General features: G+C 40.8%; 15 protein-coding genes and 1 riboswitch. Of the genes, 14 read left to right on the top strand and 1 reads right to left on the bottom strand.

What is annotated here, in order from left to right:
• Positions 1 to 21 precede the first annotated feature (21 nt).
• From AC50YO_RS19195 to AC50YO_RS19230, 8 genes are all read left to right on the top strand, one after another.
• Entirely contained in the window at positions 22 to 867 is an 846-nt protein-coding gene (locus AC50YO_RS19195; protein WP_494849745.1) for a glycosyltransferase, read from the top strand.
• Complete coding sequence (locus AC50YO_RS19200; protein WP_494849746.1) at positions 864 to 1,808, top strand: glycosyltransferase; 945 nt, start codon at positions 864 to 866, stop codon at positions 1,806 to 1,808. Before AC50YO_RS19195 ends, AC50YO_RS19200 begins: the two co-directional genes overlap by 4 nt.
• 36 nt (positions 1,809 to 1,844) lie before the next feature.
• Entirely contained in the window at positions 1,845 to 2,948 is a 1,104-nt protein-coding gene (locus AC50YO_RS19205; protein ID WP_494849747.1) for an EpsG family protein, read from the top strand.
• 27 nt (positions 2,949 to 2,975) lie between these two features.
• A complete protein-coding gene (locus AC50YO_RS19210) occupies positions 2,976 to 3,749 on the top strand; it encodes a glycosyltransferase family 32 protein (RefSeq protein WP_494849748.1) in 774 nt (257 codons plus the stop codon).
• A gap of 18 nt (positions 3,750 to 3,767) precedes the next feature.
• Positions 3,768 to 5,285, top strand: coding sequence for a lipopolysaccharide biosynthesis protein (locus tag AC50YO_RS19215; protein ID WP_494849753.1), 1,518 nt, complete (start codon positions 3,768 to 3,770; stop codon positions 5,283 to 5,285).
• A 230-nt stretch (positions 5,286 to 5,515) separates the two neighbouring features.
• Positions 5,516 to 5,603: riboswitch (cyclic di-GMP riboswitch) on the top strand.
• A 50-nt stretch (positions 5,604 to 5,653) separates the two neighbouring features.
• On the top strand, positions 5,654 to 5,806 hold the full coding sequence (locus AC50YO_RS19220; protein ID WP_494849755.1) for a hypothetical protein: 153 nt from the start codon (positions 5,654 to 5,656) through the stop codon (positions 5,804 to 5,806).
• Between the two features lie 627 nt (positions 5,807 to 6,433).
• Positions 6,434 to 7,414 (top strand): helix-turn-helix transcriptional regulator, encoded by a 981-nt coding sequence (locus AC50YO_RS19225; RefSeq protein ID WP_494849756.1) that lies wholly within the window; start codon positions 6,434 to 6,436, stop codon positions 7,412 to 7,414.
• Between the two features lie 126 nt (positions 7,415 to 7,540).
• Positions 7,541 to 8,458 carry an ABC transporter substrate-binding protein gene (locus AC50YO_RS19230; RefSeq protein WP_494849757.1) on the top strand — a complete coding sequence of 306 codons (918 nt, stop codon included), beginning with the start codon at positions 7,541 to 7,543 and terminating at the stop codon, positions 8,456 to 8,458.
• A 173-nt stretch (positions 8,459 to 8,631) separates the two neighbouring features.
• Here the strand turns inward: AC50YO_RS19230 and AC50YO_RS19235 are convergent, their stop codons facing one another.
• A complete protein-coding gene (locus AC50YO_RS19235) occupies positions 8,632 to 10,530 on the bottom strand; it encodes a PfkB family carbohydrate kinase (protein ID WP_494849758.1) in 1,899 nt (632 codons plus the stop codon).
• A 253-nt stretch (positions 10,531 to 10,783) separates the two neighbouring features.
• Here AC50YO_RS19235 and AC50YO_RS19240 point away from each other — a divergent pair, with 253 nt between their 5' ends.
• From AC50YO_RS19240 to AC50YO_RS19265, 6 genes are read left to right on the top strand one after another with little or no spacing between them, the layout of a single operon-like run.
• Positions 10,784 to 11,416 (top strand): ECF transporter S component, encoded by a 633-nt coding sequence (locus AC50YO_RS19240; RefSeq protein ID WP_494849759.1) that lies wholly within the window; start codon positions 10,784 to 10,786, stop codon positions 11,414 to 11,416.
• A gap of 13 nt (positions 11,417 to 11,429) precedes the next feature.
• On the top strand, positions 11,430 to 12,194 hold the full coding sequence (locus AC50YO_RS19245) for an energy-coupling factor transporter transmembrane component T (protein WP_494849760.1): 765 nt from the start codon (positions 11,430 to 11,432) through the stop codon (positions 12,192 to 12,194).
• Positions 12,195 to 12,222: 28 nt separating this feature from the next.
• On the top strand, positions 12,223 to 13,104 hold the full coding sequence (locus AC50YO_RS19250; protein ID WP_494849762.1) for an energy-coupling factor ABC transporter ATP-binding protein: 882 nt from the start codon (positions 12,223 to 12,225) through the stop codon (positions 13,102 to 13,104).
• On the top strand, positions 13,073 to 13,885 hold the full coding sequence (locus AC50YO_RS19255; RefSeq protein WP_494849763.1) for an energy-coupling factor ABC transporter ATP-binding protein: 813 nt from the start codon (positions 13,073 to 13,075) through the stop codon (positions 13,883 to 13,885). The genes AC50YO_RS19250 and AC50YO_RS19255 overlap by 32 nt, the downstream gene beginning before the upstream one ends.
• 16 nt (positions 13,886 to 13,901) lie before the next feature.
• A complete protein-coding gene (locus AC50YO_RS19260; protein WP_494849764.1) occupies positions 13,902 to 15,335 on the top strand; it encodes an MFS transporter in 1,434 nt (477 codons plus the stop codon).
• Between the two features lie 18 nt (positions 15,336 to 15,353).
• Positions 15,354 to 16,301 carry a nucleoside hydrolase gene (locus AC50YO_RS19265; RefSeq protein ID WP_494849765.1) on the top strand — a complete coding sequence of 316 codons (948 nt, stop codon included), beginning with the start codon at positions 15,354 to 15,356 and terminating at the stop codon, positions 16,299 to 16,301.
• The last annotated feature ends 20 nt before the right edge of the window (positions 16,302 to 16,321 follow it).

The following is a 16,321-nucleotide window of genomic DNA, read 5'->3' on the forward strand; positions in this document are numbered from 1 at the left end:
GCGGCAGGGGGCAAGATCGGGGTGTCGAAAGTGGAAGTGCTTGTTGCAACGATGAACCAGACGGATTTGTCGAAGTACGAGGAAATGAATTTGCAGACCGACGCTGTATTGGCCAATCAGTCCGAGGAATATGCCTATCAGGATAAGACGGTCAAAGGAAAGCAAATCAGAATGTATTCGACAACAGGTCGAGGCGTAGGGAAGAATAGGAATGTGGCACTGCTCAATGCTGCTTCGGATATTTGTATGTTCAGTGATGACGATATGGTCTATGCTGATGGCTATGGCCAAGCTGTGGAGCAGGCCTTCGACGAAATCCCCGATGCCGATATTATTATTTTTAATATTCGAACCGAAGGCGATTCGATGCGGAGATTAAACGATAAAGTATCGAGAGTTGGGCTGCACAACTTTATGAATTATGGGACTGCGAGAATCGCATTCCGCAGAAAAAAGGTATTTTCCAAAAACATATGGTTCTCGGTCTGGTTTGGCGGAGGGGCGATATACGGCTCGGGAGAAGATAGCCTGTTTCTGCGAGAATCGCTTCGCAAAGGGCTGAAGATCTACACGTATCCAGTTGTCATCGCGACGGTGAAGCAGAATCGCTCCTCATGGTTCAGCGGCTACAACGAGAAGTTTTTTTATGATAAAGGGGCGCTGCTTGCGGCTCTTTTCCCTAAGCTTAAATATGCGGCTGCCTTATATTTGGCTCTTCGATTCGGCAAGCGTTCTACGCTGTCTATTAAGCAGAGACTGCTTCATTTAACGCGCGGAATGAGAGGATTCAGAAAAGGCAAGTCGTACAGTGAGTGGATACAAGCGGGGAAAAGCTTGAATAGCGAGGAGCACGGGAGACCACTATGAGTGTAAAAGTGTCCATAATTGTACCGGTATATAAGGTGGAGAATGAAATTCGGCGATGCGTGGACAGCCTGATTCATCAAACCTTACAGGAAATTGAGATTATATTAGTGGATGACAGCAGCCCAGACCTCTGTCCACAAATTTGCGACGAATATGCTAAGCATGATAAGCGGGTAAAGGTCATTCATCAGCAGAACGGAGGGCTCTCCGATGCTAGAAACAGTGGACTGCGCATAGCAGAGGGGCAATATATTCTATTCGTCGATTCGGATGATTATATAGATGAGGCAGCTTGCGAAAAATTGTACGGCCTTGCTCTGAGGGATGACCTTGATATCGTTGCAGGTGACGCTTTAAAGGTGGAGGATGGCCAGTCAACTGGTCTAAGGCATCATCAAGTATCCGAGAATAAAGTGATGACGGGTCCAGCTTTTATGAAGGAGCAGATTCAGCATCAGGCCATGCATATGGCTGCTTGGCTCAACCTGTACAAAAGATCCTTTCTGACTCAGCACGGGCTGGAATTTAAGAAAGGACTTCTTCATGAGGATGAGCAATATACGCCAAGAGTGTTCCTGAAGGCTGCAAGGGTTATGTACACTTCGTATGCTTTCTACTACTATATAATAAGAACGGATTCGATTACCAAAAAGAAGGATAAAACGAAGAACGGCATTGATATTATTCATACCTGCTATGAGCTTGAACAGTTGTATAACAAGGTGGAGGACGAATCGTTTAGAAAGCTGCTGCTCGACCTGCTTGCGATTAAGTTCTTGAGCGCTGTTCATCTAGGCAGCTTGTACGGGAAGCAGCATCGCGAGCTGTACAATAAACGGTTTCTATTCGGCAAAGCGCAGTCAAGAAAGAACAAAATGAAAGTCGCGCTATTTGTATTGAATAAGCATCTTTATAAATATGTGAATAACCTTACGAAATAAGAATGCCGTCGGTGCGTAGCCAGGAGGAGGAGACAGATGGATTATATTGCGTTTTTTCCCGATTCAGCGCTATTGTACACGGGTATTCTTTTTTTTGCGGTTGCGCTTGCCTTTTTCGCGCAGATTTTAAGAAAAATTAAGCTGTCCATTGTTCTCATTGTTATTATTATTCTGATCGTATCCATTCCGGCAGGCCTCCGAGGAGTGACTGTCGGTCTGGATACGATTACCTACCTGCAAATTATCCAAAGTGCGCACGACAGTTATTCAGGAGAGCTCTTTTATACCTACTATGAGCCCGGCTTCCAGTTCATTACGAAATTTTTAGTTAATCTGCTGGATGAGCCGCATTTCGTACTGCTAGTTTTTGCTCTACTAACGAATGGTTTAATCATCATCTCCTTGTGGAATATGCGGTACCGAATCAATTTTTCTCTTGCGATGCTTGTTTATATTTGCATGTATTATTTTCAAACCTTCAATATTGTAAGGCAATGGCTGGCCGTTGCCATCCTATTTTTTGCTTTCCGCTATCTTCTTAAGGCTAACTATAAGGTGTTTATTGCTTTTGTTATAGTAGCAGGAACTATCCACACGACAGCGTTTACGACGATCACCTTTGTTTTTATACATATGCTCTTATCGAAAAAAATGTCGCTGACCTATCGATTACTAATCGCTGCTGGTTTCCTTCCCCTTGTTTTATTTTCCAATCAGATTATGGCACTTACTGGGCTATCCGGCACATTAGATGAATATCAGAATACCTATTTATCAGGAGCAGGGGGCGGCGAAACACAGCTAGGCTTCTTTTTCTTGATCCGTCTTATGATTATAGGGTTGATTAGCTTCTTGCTGTGGAATCAGGCTGAAGGTGAGGAACGCGCATTTATTAGGCCGCTAATCGTCATTTGTTTGTCTGGGGTTGGATTCACAATGATGGGTTACTTCATTCGATATATTGAACGTCTCGGTACGTATGCCATGATGTATGAAATCGTGCTTTATGCTTTGATCACTCGGAACTGGCTTCATATGCTTGTGAAGATGGGAGTAGTCTGCCTGTGCTTCTATTTATTTTATAGGGCGTTAAGTGAAGGCGGGCAAGGGCAAATGCCGTATCTGTTCTATACGCAGTAAACTATTATTCAAGAATGGGAGATTATAATGACGCAGCACTCCATCCCCAAAATTATTCATTATTGCTGGTTTGGCAAAGGCCCCTTGCCGGAATTGGAGAGAAAATGTCTGGCAAGCTGGAAGGCCATGCTTCCCGATTATGAATTGATGCTCTGGAATGAAGATAACTTTGATACAAGCAGTAACCAATATGTCAAAGAGGCTTATACGAATAAAAAATTCGCGTTTGTGTCTGATTATGTTAGGCTCCACGCTTTGTATCAGCATGGCGGCATCTATCTCGATACCGATGTTGAAGTGGTTCAATCGCTGGATGGTTTCCTAAGCCATGCGGCATTCTCTGGGTTTGAATCGAATAAAGCAATTGCGACTTGTATTATAGGCGCAGCTAAGGGAAGTCCGATTATCAAGCAGTTTAAAGATTATTATGAGAATCGGTCCTTCTATCTGGATGATGGCTCATTGGATATGACGACTAATGTTAAAGTATTCACCCAACATTGCATTGAGAATGGATTGAACTTTAACGACAGCTATCAAATGCTGGGCAATTCTCTTGCTATTTATCCCAAAACCTATTTTTCCCCATTAGAATGGGACTCTAATAAATCGGTCTATTCTAATCATACTTATGTGATTCATCACTTCTCTGGTTCTTGGCATGATGTGACAGTGAAAAAGAGAAGAAGCAGCCTGCTATGGATTTATGGGGGGCCTGTCATTCGAGTGGGCGTAAAATGGACAAGGCGTATACTGGGCGAAGCCAATTATAATCGAATAAAAAAACTAGTAATAAAGTAGAGCTGTTAAGGGGCTATTATGCGCACTAAAAAAGCGATTTACAACACACTTACTGCAATCTTCGTGCAAGTGGCAACATTTATTGTAGGCTTAATTATTCCCCGCTTGATCATCGAGGTGTACGGCTCGTCGTTTAATGGACTACGAGCCTCCATTACACAGTTTTTAGGCTATCTCTATATGATTGAAATGGGCCTTGGAGGCGCTTTGATCTATTCCCTATATAAGCCCTTGGCTGAGCATAATGTAGGCACAATCAATCGTATATTGGCTGCCGCGAAAAAATCGTACAACCAGATCGGCCTATACTTTAGCGGACTGGTCACGGCGATGGTTCTTATCTATCCCTTTTTCGTAACAACTGACGAAATTACGTATGTGGATGTCATGCTGCTCGTGCTTGCAATCGGAGTATCGGGTATTATTAATTATTTCACTATTGCGAAATATAATGTCCTGCTTCAAGCGGCACAGGCCGGGTATGTCTTGTCGCTTACCAGAATTGTATATTTAATTATTAATACAATCATTATGGTTGTATTAATAAATGAGCAGATCTCACTGTCTACCGTATTCTTTATCTCGCTCGCAGCTAATATTGTGCAGATGCTTCTGGTCGTTAAGATTGCTAGAAAAATGCATCCTTACATCGACTTTAATACGGAGCCCGATCTCGATGCTTTATCGAAACGGTATGATGTGCTGCTTCATCAAGTTTCCGCTATGATTGTATTTGGATCGCCAATTATTTTGCTTACCTTATTCTGTTCGTTGAATGATGTGAGTGTATACTCCATTTATGCGCTTATATTTACAGGGGTCAGCATGATTATGGGCGTATTCAGCAACGGCTTTACGGCTGGATTCGGCCAGCTCTTCGCTGAGCCAAATCATTCTGTGCTAAGAAAAGCCTATTCCCAATATGAGTTTGTTTTTTATATGATTTTAGCGGTTGTCTTTTCTTGCGTAGTCATATTGGGGCTTCCCTTCGTAACCATCTATACGAGAGGAATTTCTGATATTAATTATGTAGATGGTGAATTGTTTATGCTGTTTGTTATTATGGGTATTCTTAATAATTACAAGCTGCCTCAGTCTACTATTATTGCATCAGCAGGCCACTTCAAGGAAACGAGAAATAGAGCGATCATTGAAGCGGCCGTTACCATCGTGTCCTCTGTAGCACTTGTGAATATGATGGGAATGAAAGGCGTATTAATAGGAAGTATTATAGGGCTTGTATATCGGTCTATCGATATGCTGTATAGCAGCAAGCTCATTGGAATTCCATTCAAGAATACGGGTAAAAGAGTAGCCAGACTAATCATTGCTATTGTCATATCTATTGCTCCGTATAAATTATTGAAGCTTCCTTCCCCCGACAATTTTCTGGAGTGGATGATTACGGCGTTGCTATTCTCGGTTTGGACAGCTTTACTAGTCTTTGCAATTAATTTCGCAAGAGAAGCAGGAGAAATGAAAGCTGTTATAAGCCGATTTTCCAAACTGCTCCATTCTTTGTTAAGAAGAGTGTAGAGGCTCTATCGTTATTGGATATAGTGCTTTAATACTGGAAGTAGTACTTTGTTACAGGGATTACTCAGGCGATTAAGTGGTGCGAAAATAATAGAAATCTGGTGAGTTAAGCCTTAAATAGAGGAGTTTAGACGGATTGTTCGACATATTCTCTTAAATTCGTTGTCGATTCATGTATACACCCACTATGAATTTTGTTACAATAAAGAGAAATAATTACCATATAAACTGGACGATAATGGCAAAACCGTTGAAAAATGGCGGCGCAAAGCTATAGGGGCTAATCTCGCAAATCGAGTACGCCAGCCAGCTACCGAATATCGTGCCTCCAACGTGAAGTTTATATGGCTCAATGGAGGGAATTGTTCATGATGCGAGGATCATTATTGAAAGAGTGGCATGTTCTCTGTATTGGATTTCATGAGTGGCTGTTAGAAGGCTGTTTGGATGAAGAGAAGCGAGTCGAGATTTACTTGAAGATCGTCCGACATCAGAATAAGCTGGTACTATCGCAAGGCTAAGAGATGGATCTAAGTAATGATATCGGGACGCAGCATATGGGCCGGTTTTTTCAGAATGTCTCCTACTTCAGGAGGCATTCTTTTTATGCTTAAAACAGCCCGTACGCAATATAAGAGAAAACTGTACTCCTCGTAATGATAAGGGACAGAATTAAATTCTGCCCCTTGTTTGAGAGGAGCATTTGTTCAACTTATATAGCATAATAATAGCTGCTGCCAAATTCTTTCTTCGGCTGTTACTGCAAGAATGAATCGAAAAGGAGTTTCGCTGTCGGGTCCTATTGTCAGTTCAGCAGATTCCTGAAGAAGTTTGTAGAGCAAAGCGGACGGTAGATTTCCTTCTTCAAATTTGCGGATGGTTCGTCTATCTTTAATCAGCCTTAATAAGGCTGCTTGTCTCGCAATCCTCATAGGCAGCAGAGAAATGATTGGTCATATCGCGATTAGTTCTTTCTCAATATAGTGAAGTACAGTCATACACAATAGACAAATGCGCTAGTTTAGTATAAATTATACATGATATTGATAATCATTATCAATATTTCAAATGACTTATTACTTTTATATTTTTGAATGAATAAATGACTTAAATTATTAGATGATCTTTATTGAAAGGAGTGCAATGCTTTGCATACTGTAGAACCGATTTTTAGTGCTTATTTTGAAGCTGTTTCTGCTTATAATACAGGATGGACAAATAGGGATGAACAAATCAGGCAGTCAACGGCTGTGTATGGGGATAAACGGTTCATAGCTCCTTCCGGGCTGACAGTTGCGCCGTGCAATTTTATTTTTACCGGCAAGGAGCCTGTTCAAGTAAGCTCAGAATCAGGCATGGTTGAACTGACATTTATGTTTGAAAGCGAAGGCTATGTTCAATTGGCGGACAGCGAGCATGAGCTTGTTCAGGGTAATTGCGCATTGCAGTTTATGCATAACTTCTCCGCTTCTTTTCACTATAAGCCGAATACGGCTGTGCGCACATTGTCCATTGGCATGCCGTTCTCCTTGTACGAATACTATTCAAGCGGGCAAACAAGCAAGCCTGAAGCTGATTGGAAGAATATACTCGGAGGACGTTCTTTCTGCAGCTTCCGAACGGGCATCAGTCCGGATGCGTGGAAAATTATTCATGAGCTGGATTCAAATGTTTATGCCGGCTCTGCATACAAACTATATACGGAAAGCAAGGCGCTGGAGCTTCTTTCTCTTCTTCTGCAGCAGCTTTTATATGAGAGAGGAAGCAAGCAAGAAGACCACTTTCATTTCTCCAGAACGGATAGGCAGAAGATTAGAGAGGCGCGTAGTTTGATCGTCAGCCAGATGGACTCGCCGCCCTCGCTGCTTCAATTGTCCAAAATGGCGGGTATCAACGATTTTAAATTAAAAAAAGGCTTTAAAGAAGAATATGGCATGTCTGTCTTTGCTTATTTGCGCCTTTTGAAGCTGGACAGGGCCAAAGAGCAATTGCTAATCGGCAAGTATAATGTTGGCCAGGCCGCATCAATGGCTGGTTATACGAATGCAAGCCATTTTGCAGAAGCGTTTCGCAGGCAATTCGGCATTAACCCGTCTGAGCTTTTACGTAGAAGCAAGGCCTTGGAATAGCCCGATAAAATTAATCCGTTTAACCGCATAAAAATCCATTGTGGGGTAGTTACCTTTCGTTAAGGGGGCTACAATTGATTCAGTATTTGAGAATCATTATCAATATGGAAAAGGGGTTAAACAACAATGTTAAAACTTAGAAGGCTGTATGTGGTTGGTGCAATATTGATTGTATTGGGAGCGATGCTTAATGGCTGTAGTACGTCTAAAGAGCCTGCGGACAAGCAGAATGAAACGAGGATTCCTGCCGATCCGAAACGGATTGCAGATATTTCCGGTTCAACAGAAGAGCTTCTGGTGCTGGGATTCAAGCCAGTATTGACAGGAAATACAGATATGGGTGATCCGACAAAACCTGTCCCGCTTGTAAATGAGGCATTGCCTGGTGTAGTTATCGCTGGGTGGTTTCAAACGGATATTAATATTGAAGCTGTTGCAGCAGTTGAGCCTGACCTTATTCTTGCTGGCCCTACACAAGAGAAAAATATGAAGCAATTGGAGAAAATCGCTCCGGTGATCCGTGTTCCTCATGGTTTTAATGCCTTCCGCGATCGATTTGCATTTGTGGCCGAGGCAATGGGGAAAAAACAAGAGATGGAAAAGTGGCTTGCTGACTATGATAAGCGAGCAAGCGAGCTGCATGATCAGATTTCAGCCGCTACAAACGGTGAGAATTTTGCTGTTATCGAAGGAGCAGAGAAAGAAATCCGCATTTATTCAGCGACAGGTGTCGCAGATATGCTGTTTAATGATTTGAAATTGCCTAAATCACCCAATACTCCTGACCCGGATCAATGGGGAGGCAAGGTAACCAGCTTGGAGGGTCTGTCGGTCATGGATCCCGATCATATAATTCTTTTGGCGGATACGGAGAGTGAACTGTTGCAATCAAGTGAAATCTGGAACAGAATTAAGGCCGTTAAGAATGGCAATGTTTATCAGATAACAAGCAGACAAAACTACAACGAGGCGTTCTTTGCAATTGGGAAAAAAGCATTGCTGGAACAGCTCTCCGAACAAATATTAGGCGCCAATAAAAGGTAGGTTAAGCTTGTAATAGTCGAAAAGGGAGCTTTTCTGGATAAGCGAGAGCAATAGACAAGGCGGCTATACTGCAATGGGGAGCCATTGCAGTATAGCCGCCTTAATTGTAATGTACGGAGGTGGAATAGCAATTTCCTTCCACACATACACATCTAGGCGGCCGCCTCCAGTTTCTAATGTGAGGATAATAATCTCGGATCCTTCTTCGCAATATAGCTTTCTAGAGTAGCTCGATCAGCTAATGAATTGGTGACTCCATCGCGGGAAACTGAAAAACCAGCGGCATAGGTTGCGATTTGAATCGCATCCACCAGAGAGCATCCTCTTAGCAAATAGGATGCTAATGCACTAATAAAAGCATCACTTGCACCAGTACTATCGACAGCAGAAAACTCTGCTGCAGGGAAGAATCTTTCAACATTTGTTGTTTTTAAATAGCATCCTTTTTTCCCTAATGTTACGATGACATTTTTGACTCCTTTAGATAGAAGAAAATCCACTTTTTGTTCTATAGAATCGAATTGGGGACACAACTCCAAGAGCTCGTCTTCGTTCGGAATCAAATAATCGATTTCTTTCAAGATCGCATCTGGAATGATCTTTGATGCTGAAGGCTTGAGAATGATGGTTAGTCCTTCATTTTTTGCAATGGAGCAAGCCTTTTCAACGGTCTTGATCGGAATTTCTGTTTGAATCAAACAAAATTTAGCATCAGAAAATAGTCCTGTCTGTTGTTCTATTTTTTTGGGCGAAAGATCTGCATTTGCTCCTGGAAGGACGGATATCATAGAATCTCCGCTAGATTCGACAAAAATGTATGCCTGACCTGTTTCAGTATTACTTGAACGTGTGATTCCAATTGTGCTGACACCATTCCTCTCCAACTCTTGGAAGATGCTGTTTGATTCCATATCAGATCCTAAGCATCCAATAAGCCTGACCCGGTGTCCAAGCTTTGCCGTTCCTACTGCTTGGTTGAACCCTTTTCCACCTGGAAGTTTTGTGAAGCTAGATATAAAATTCGTTGTTCCATTATGCGGCAGTTGAGGGGAGTAGAGATAAGTATCCATATTTATACTTCCAACAACTAGGATTTTAGGCTTCCCAACCTCATCTGGGAAAGCTAAAGTGTTGGTGTTGTCTAATACCATTTTTTCCTCATAAGGTTTTATTGCATCAGCTCCAGCTATGGAGTTGATCAGTACATTACAAATATAGGTGCCAAAGCTAGAATTATTGACGGTTACGGTAGATATCTTGCTTTGATCTGTAACCAAAGAGAGGTCGTAGTCATTTTGTATGGAAAGCAATGAATAGTCCTTTGGTGATTTCAAACCGCTCTGAATAGTTAAATTATAAAGTTCAATAGACTTATATAAATGCGAGGAAATAAACCCTGAAATTTGTCCTCCTATGATAAAGTCATTAATGGTTTCGTCAAGCGATGAAAGCACCATAGATTCTTGGAATTTTAGATTATTGTCAAAAAGCGCATGCTTATACCCCTCTATAAAGGCCTTCTTTCTATGTCCTTCCCCTAATATACATGCGATCTTCGTATGTTTTTTATCAATCAATTGTTTTGTAAGGAAGTAAGCTGCCAACTCATAAGGTAATTCCAGAGAATTAGCTTCTTCACCCCCTCCGACTAATACAACGGGGATGTCTAATGAATCAAAATGAATACGATGTTTTAAGCTTTCGCCATTTACAGGTTCCCATATCACTCCATCCACTTGCTTCGTAATTAGTGAAGTCATGTTTTTTAACTCTTGGTTCAAATCCCCACAGCTATTAAAAATCAATGGACTATATCCATTGCGTTGTGCTTCGTTAATAATTCCGTTTAGCGTAGAGTCTGTCGAAACGGTTGAATTTATCAAAACCCCTATTATTCCACTAGAAGTCGATTTGCTAATACTAGACGAATAAGGAGTGTAGTTGTATTCATGGACTATTTTTAATACTCGTTCACGGGTATCTTTACTAATGCTTTGATCTTTTTTATTCACAATTTTTGAAACTGTGGAAACGGAAACTCCTGCCAAATTGGCGATATCTTTGATATTCATAGCCTTCTCCCTTCATAGTGTCTTTTGAAACCCGTCAAGTAGTTGCATCAAGACTTTAGTGTGTCATTTTTAATTCTACATAATCATCAAAATTAGACAAGGTAAAGATAAGTTCTAGTAAACAGCTAGACCTGATAATAAAAGCATCCTGTTGACATTTCAATTTATCGATGATAGTCTCTGTTACAGGAAAGTGTTTTCCGAAATCACTTTCTCAAATCATTATATTACATTTTTTAAGAGAAGGGCTATTATGACATACTCTTTTTTTCGAAGGTTTCTTCAAAAACAATTTTCTACGAAAGCATTGGTTTTGATACCTATCGCTGTAGGGATAAATTTAATTGGAGGTACCTTATGCTCAACCTTAAAGTTACCGCTTTTTTTGGATATGATCGGAACGGTCTTGATTGCATGTCTTGCAGGTCCTTGGGTTGCCGCACTTAGTGGATTGACAACAAATTTATTTCTATCCATCGTCACTAATCCAGTGTACCTGCCGTTTGCAATTGTAAGCGTTTTATGTGGATTGGTAACTGGCTACTTGGTCAAAGCAGGCTTCTTTAAGAATGTTGTTGGTGTAGTGATCACTTGGCTGGCTTGTTCTTTAACTAATGCGATAAGTGCGGCTTTCATTACGATTTTTGTTTATGGTGGCGCTACAGGCATTAACAGCAGTTCCCTCTTTACAGCAGCATTGATCGCAGCTACAAAAGAAATCATGCTTTCGGTATTTTCGACTTCAATACTCGAAAATCTCATCGACAAAGGGATTGTATTTCTAATCGCTTACTGGTTAGTAAAGAAAATCCCACGACGTTTTTCAAGCCAGTACGCTCCGTTGGACAAGGATTATTACTTGAATACAAGCCGCAAAAGGTCATGAAGGTGATGGAACAATGCAAATGATCAATAAATCTCTATCTGTTCTAGTTAGAAAATTAAATCCGATCACGAAGCTGCTTATCGTATTTTGTTTCGGAATTGGCTGTCTAATTTACCCCCTACCGTTTGTTGGATACGGAATTTTAGGTTTGCTTGTACTACTGGGTATTCTAATCGGACAAGGAAAAAAGGTTTTAAAGCTAGTATTTGGTTTTGGTATTCCGGTAACACTAATGCTGCTGTTTATCCAAGGTTTATATAGTCCTAACAATAAAACAATTATTGCTGACTTCGGTTTTGCACAAATGGGACTAGAGGGAACGATGTACGCATTAAAGATTTCGTCAACTCTTTTAGTATTCTTAGCCGCCTTCTACTTAATGCTGCAAACAACAAGAAATTCAGAGACTGTAGCTACCTTAACACAGTCGGGGCTTAATAAGAAAATAGGATATTTAATTTTGGCAAGCCTTAATGTTGTCCCTCAAATGCAGAGAAAAGTTAAGGTTATTCAAGAAGCGCAAGAATCACGTGGTGTTGAAACCTCAGGAACATTCATACAACGTACGAAAGCATTTTTGCCGCTTATCGGACCGGTTGTTCTTTCCTCTTTAACAGACGCTCAAGAAAGAGGAATGACACTCGAAACCCGAGGGTTTGGAATCAGTGGAGTCAAACCGACGAGTTATATAAAGGTTGAAACTACAAGGGTGGACATCGTCCTAAGAATCATTGCAATTTGTTTCTTAATCTCGAGTTTAGTCCCAAGGTTCCTCTGATTATGGAAGAAGAGGGGAGGTGACAAGAATGACGAGTAAATTAATACAAGTCAGTAATTTTTCTTATCGTTACAACCAAGAACCGGAATTTGCGTTGAAGAATGTCAATTTTGAAATTGCAGCGGGTGAATTTGTTGCATTGATTGGTGCTAATGGTTCAGGGAAATCCTCATTATGTAATGCCTTAGTAGGGCTGATTCCTAATTTTTTTGTTGGATTTAGTGAAGGGAGCATAATAGTTGATGGAAAAGATACGGTTTCCGTGAGTGTGGGGGAACTTTCGCAAACCATTGGACTTGTTTTTCAAAACCCTTTTAATCAGTTGTCTTATACGGCAGATTCTGTTGCTGAAGAATTAGCATATGGGCTTGGTAATCGTGGATTTCCGAGGGACCAGATGTTCAGCAAGATAAAGGAAATAGCCGAGCTAATTCAGATAGAGGAATTATTGGATAAAAACCCCCTTGAACTTTCAGGAGGTCAGGTTCAAAGAGTCGCATTGGCATCAGCCATAATTCTAGAACCGAAAATTCTCGTCTTGGATGAGTGTACAACACAGCTCGATCCTGTTGGCAGCAAACAAATAATGGATAGTATTAAAAAGTTAAATGAAAGCGGAATGACGATTGTAATGGTAGATCATGACATGGAAAGGGTAGCTGAGTTGGCAGATAAAGTCTATGTCTTACAGCATGGCTCGATTGTTCTAGGAGGCACACCCGAGGAAGTGTTTTGTTCACCGCATCTAGCAGAGTTCTCAGTAAATCCGCCTGATTATTATGAGATAACCAAGGGTTTTATCAAACCCGGCTATAGTGAAAGAGATTTTGCTTTAACAGAAAGTCAGGCGATTGCATTATTACAGGAGGTTGTTCTCTATGAAGATAGAAATCAAGAACCTCAAACATAAATACCCTTCTGGAGGTGAGGCTCTCAAAGAAATAAATACTACTTTTGAAGGAAGTGAGCCTATAGCCATAATCGGCCAAAATGGAGCCGGCAAGACGACCTTTGCTAAACACCTCAACGGTTTATTGCGGCCTACCGAAGGCCAAATTCTGATTGATGGCGAGAGTATCAATGAACACACGACTGCCTACTGGTCAAAGTATATCGGCTATGTGTTTCAAAATCCCGATAATCAACTTTTTCTAGAAACGGTAAGAAAAGAATTTGAATTTGGACCTAAGAAACAAGGCTTGTCAAGACATGAAATTAGTGAGCGCATGGAATTCATCTCAGAATTGGTTGGACTAAAACATCGGCTTTCAACACATCCCTTTGATCTCAATGCGACTGAGAAAAAGTTTTGTACTATTGGTTCCATACTAATGATGGATCCCAAAGTAATCATCTTGGATGAACCAACTTGCGGTCAGGATGTTGAAGGTAATCAAAGATTAGCTGAGATCATCAGCTATCTTAAGAACAATGATCGACTTTGTATAACGATTACTCATGATATGAAGTTTGTCGCTCGTAACTTTGATCAGATCATCGTGATGTCAAAAGGCCAGATTTTGATGTCCGGCAGTAGGTATAATATATTTTCTGATGTAAAAACTTTATTAGAGAGCCATGTTGCTCCACCACCTATCACACGTGTAGGACAAGCGTTGGGACTTAAAGAAATTTCATTCAGTAAAGAGGAGTTTATCGATAACTTCGCAAGAAGAATACATCATAGATGAAGTGAGGACAGCTGAAATGGAAAAAGTAATTGGTGTTCCTGTTCCAAAAGAAGGGACAGCAGAATTTGAGCGTATGAATAAAATGGCAAAGAGGGCCATTCCGCTTGTTTTATTGATTTTTACATTAGGTATTTTGGAGCAACAAGCATTTGGAATGATTTTTGTTAATATTGGCGAACAGTTAGGAGTACCCAATTTAGCTTCGTTAATTACTTCAATTCCAGGTATTGTTTTGGGCATTGTGTGTGTTATTTATGGGGCACTAGGTGATTTTGTTTCGCTTAAGAAAATGACCCTTTTAGGCTTAGTCCTGTTTGTTGCTGGTTCAGCGATTGGGTTTATTTTTGGACCAAGTAGTATTTGGGCAGTCGTTATTGCTCGCGTATTGCAGTCTGCAGGGGGTCAGGTGGCAGGCTCAGTATTCCTAGTACTTGTTTCTAAATATATTTCAAAAGTAAATCGCGTTATTTATTATGGCATTTTCGTTGCTGTTTTCCGCTTTTCTGCTGCATTAGGCGTAGTAGCTGCAGGATATATCACAAACATCGACTGGCGCTGGCTTTTTGCAGTACCACTGATTGCTGTACTGTTCATTCCGTCTTTACTTAAAAACTTGCCAAATGAACATGCTAAGGGTGCAAATATAGATTGGCCCGGATTTATACTTATCGGCGCGTTCGCCGCTGCGATGACTATGTTCTTTACAGATATGAATCTTTTCTGGGCTATTGCTTCTGTTGTTACGTTGATTTTGTTCCTTGTCTACATCAACAAAGCTAAGAATCCATTTATTACTCCTAAATTTTTGAAGAACCCGGCTTTTATCGCAACAATGACGGTTATCTTCATCGGTTACTTTTTCAGTTATACCCTAAATGCGGGTGTGAATGCTATTGGATTGAACGTATTTGGTATTGACTCTGCACAAGTTGCCTTGCTATTAGTGTGGTCGATTCTTCTGGCGGCTATTCTGGGCTTTGTGTCTGGTCCAATTGTTAAGAGGATTGGCCGCTCAGCTTCAATTATTATGGCTTTGCTATTCATGGGGCTTGGATTGATTGCAGTTGCGTTTTTCATTCCTTACGGCAAAGTTCTGGCTTTAGCTATAGCACCATGTATTTATTACTTTGGTACCTCCTTCCTCTATTCACCAATCGTGGATACCGCAACACTAACCGTAACACCGGAAGAATCAGGTCGGGTACTTGGTGTTAATGACCTGGTTCAAGCCATTACTGGTTCTGTCGGTGTAGCTGTATTTGTTGGGATGATGTCATCAGGTGTTATGAGCGGAGGAAGTATGGTTGGTACTGGAGCTGGACTAGCCTCCACATATGCTAATGTTTTCTTGATTGGCGGTGGCGTTATATTAGTAGCATTGGTCATTTTCCTCGCTACCAAAAAAATGATTTATGCACATGCTGAAAAAGTTCAACAAAAAATTGATTGATTTACGGAGGAGAAGAATATGACAAAGAAAGTTATTTTGGATTGTGATCCCGGACATGATGATGCATTAGCTTTATTGATGGCTATCGCCTCTGAAAAAATTGATTTGCTAGCAGTAACTACTTCTGCGGGCAATCAAATTCCCGAAAAAACATATTTAAACGCTAAAAGATTGTTAACCTTAGCGAAAAGTGAAAATATTCCAGTAGCAAAAGGTGCATCCAAACCTTTGCGTCGAAATCTGATTATTGCTGATGATGTTCATGGAGAGTCAGGGATCGATGGGGCAGAATTGCCTGAATCTAACATTGAGGATCTAGGTATTCCTGCCAATGAATTGATAGCTAAGATATTAAGAGAATCTGAGGAGAAAGTGACGCTTGTTGCGACAGGACCTTTAACCAACATCGCTATTTTCCTGTTGTCACATCCTGAACTGAAAGAAAAAATTGAAATGATTTCATTCATGGGCGGTGCATGCTTCGGAGGGAATATCACTCCCCATGCCGAGTTCAACATCTATGTTGACCCGGAAGCCGCAGATATTGTTGTGAAATCAGGGGTCCCTGTAGCGATGTTTGGTTTAGATGTTACGTTAAAAGCTCAATTGTTTGAAAATGACATCAAGGAAATTAGAGAAGTCGGGAATGACGTTGCACGAACAATGGCTGACTTATTGGATTTCTTCAATTTAACAACAACTCGCCCATTCTGGGCAGATGAGAATCATGTTGAAGGCATTCATATGCACGACCCTTGTGCCGTTGCGTATGTAATTGATCCCGATATGTTTACTGTTTATCCGATGAATGTACAAGTTGAGACTAGTGAAACACTAGCACTGGGCAGCACAGTTGTTGATTATGACAATGTGTATAAAAAAGAGAAAAATGTCCTGGTGGCGTTTAATCTTGACTTAGCTAAATTCAAAAAATTAACTATGGATACTATTAAGTATTTTTCCTAAAACAAAATGATGTTTGCCAC

It is taken from the genome of Paenibacillus sp. J22P59, from assembly GCF_059383895.1.

Coding starts and splice junctions, on each gene's coding strand:
- AC50YO_RS19215 (WP_494849753.1), top strand. CDS start 3,768: ATGCGCACTAAAAAAGCGATTTACAACACACTTACTGCAATCTTCGTG.
- AC50YO_RS19220 (WP_494849755.1), top strand. CDS start 5,654: ATGATGCGAGGATCATTATTGAAAGAGTGGCATGTTCTCTGTATTGGA.
- AC50YO_RS19200 (WP_494849746.1), top strand. CDS start 864: ATGAGTGTAAAAGTGTCCATAATTGTACCGGTATATAAGGTGGAGAAT.
- AC50YO_RS19230 (WP_494849757.1), top strand. CDS start 7,541: ATGTTAAAACTTAGAAGGCTGTATGTGGTTGGTGCAATATTGATTGTA.
- AC50YO_RS19240 (WP_494849759.1), top strand. CDS start 10,784: ATGACATACTCTTTTTTTCGAAGGTTTCTTCAAAAACAATTTTCTACG.
- AC50YO_RS19205 (WP_494849747.1), top strand. CDS start 1,845: ATGGATTATATTGCGTTTTTTCCCGATTCAGCGCTATTGTACACGGGT.
- AC50YO_RS19245 (WP_494849760.1), top strand. CDS start 11,430: ATGCAAATGATCAATAAATCTCTATCTGTTCTAGTTAGAAAATTAAAT.
- AC50YO_RS19265 (WP_494849765.1), top strand. CDS start 15,354: ATGACAAAGAAAGTTATTTTGGATTGTGATCCCGGACATGATGATGCA.
- AC50YO_RS19235 (WP_494849758.1), bottom strand. CDS start 10,530: ATGAATATCAAAGATATCGCCAATTTGGCAGGAGTTTCCGTTTCCACA.
- AC50YO_RS19250 (WP_494849762.1), top strand. CDS start 12,223: ATGACGAGTAAATTAATACAAGTCAGTAATTTTTCTTATCGTTACAAC.
- AC50YO_RS19260 (WP_494849764.1), top strand. CDS start 13,902: ATGGAAAAAGTAATTGGTGTTCCTGTTCCAAAAGAAGGGACAGCAGAA.
- AC50YO_RS19255 (WP_494849763.1), top strand. CDS start 13,073: ATGAAGATAGAAATCAAGAACCTCAAACATAAATACCCTTCTGGAGGT.
- AC50YO_RS19210 (WP_494849748.1), top strand. CDS start 2,976: ATGACGCAGCACTCCATCCCCAAAATTATTCATTATTGCTGGTTTGGC.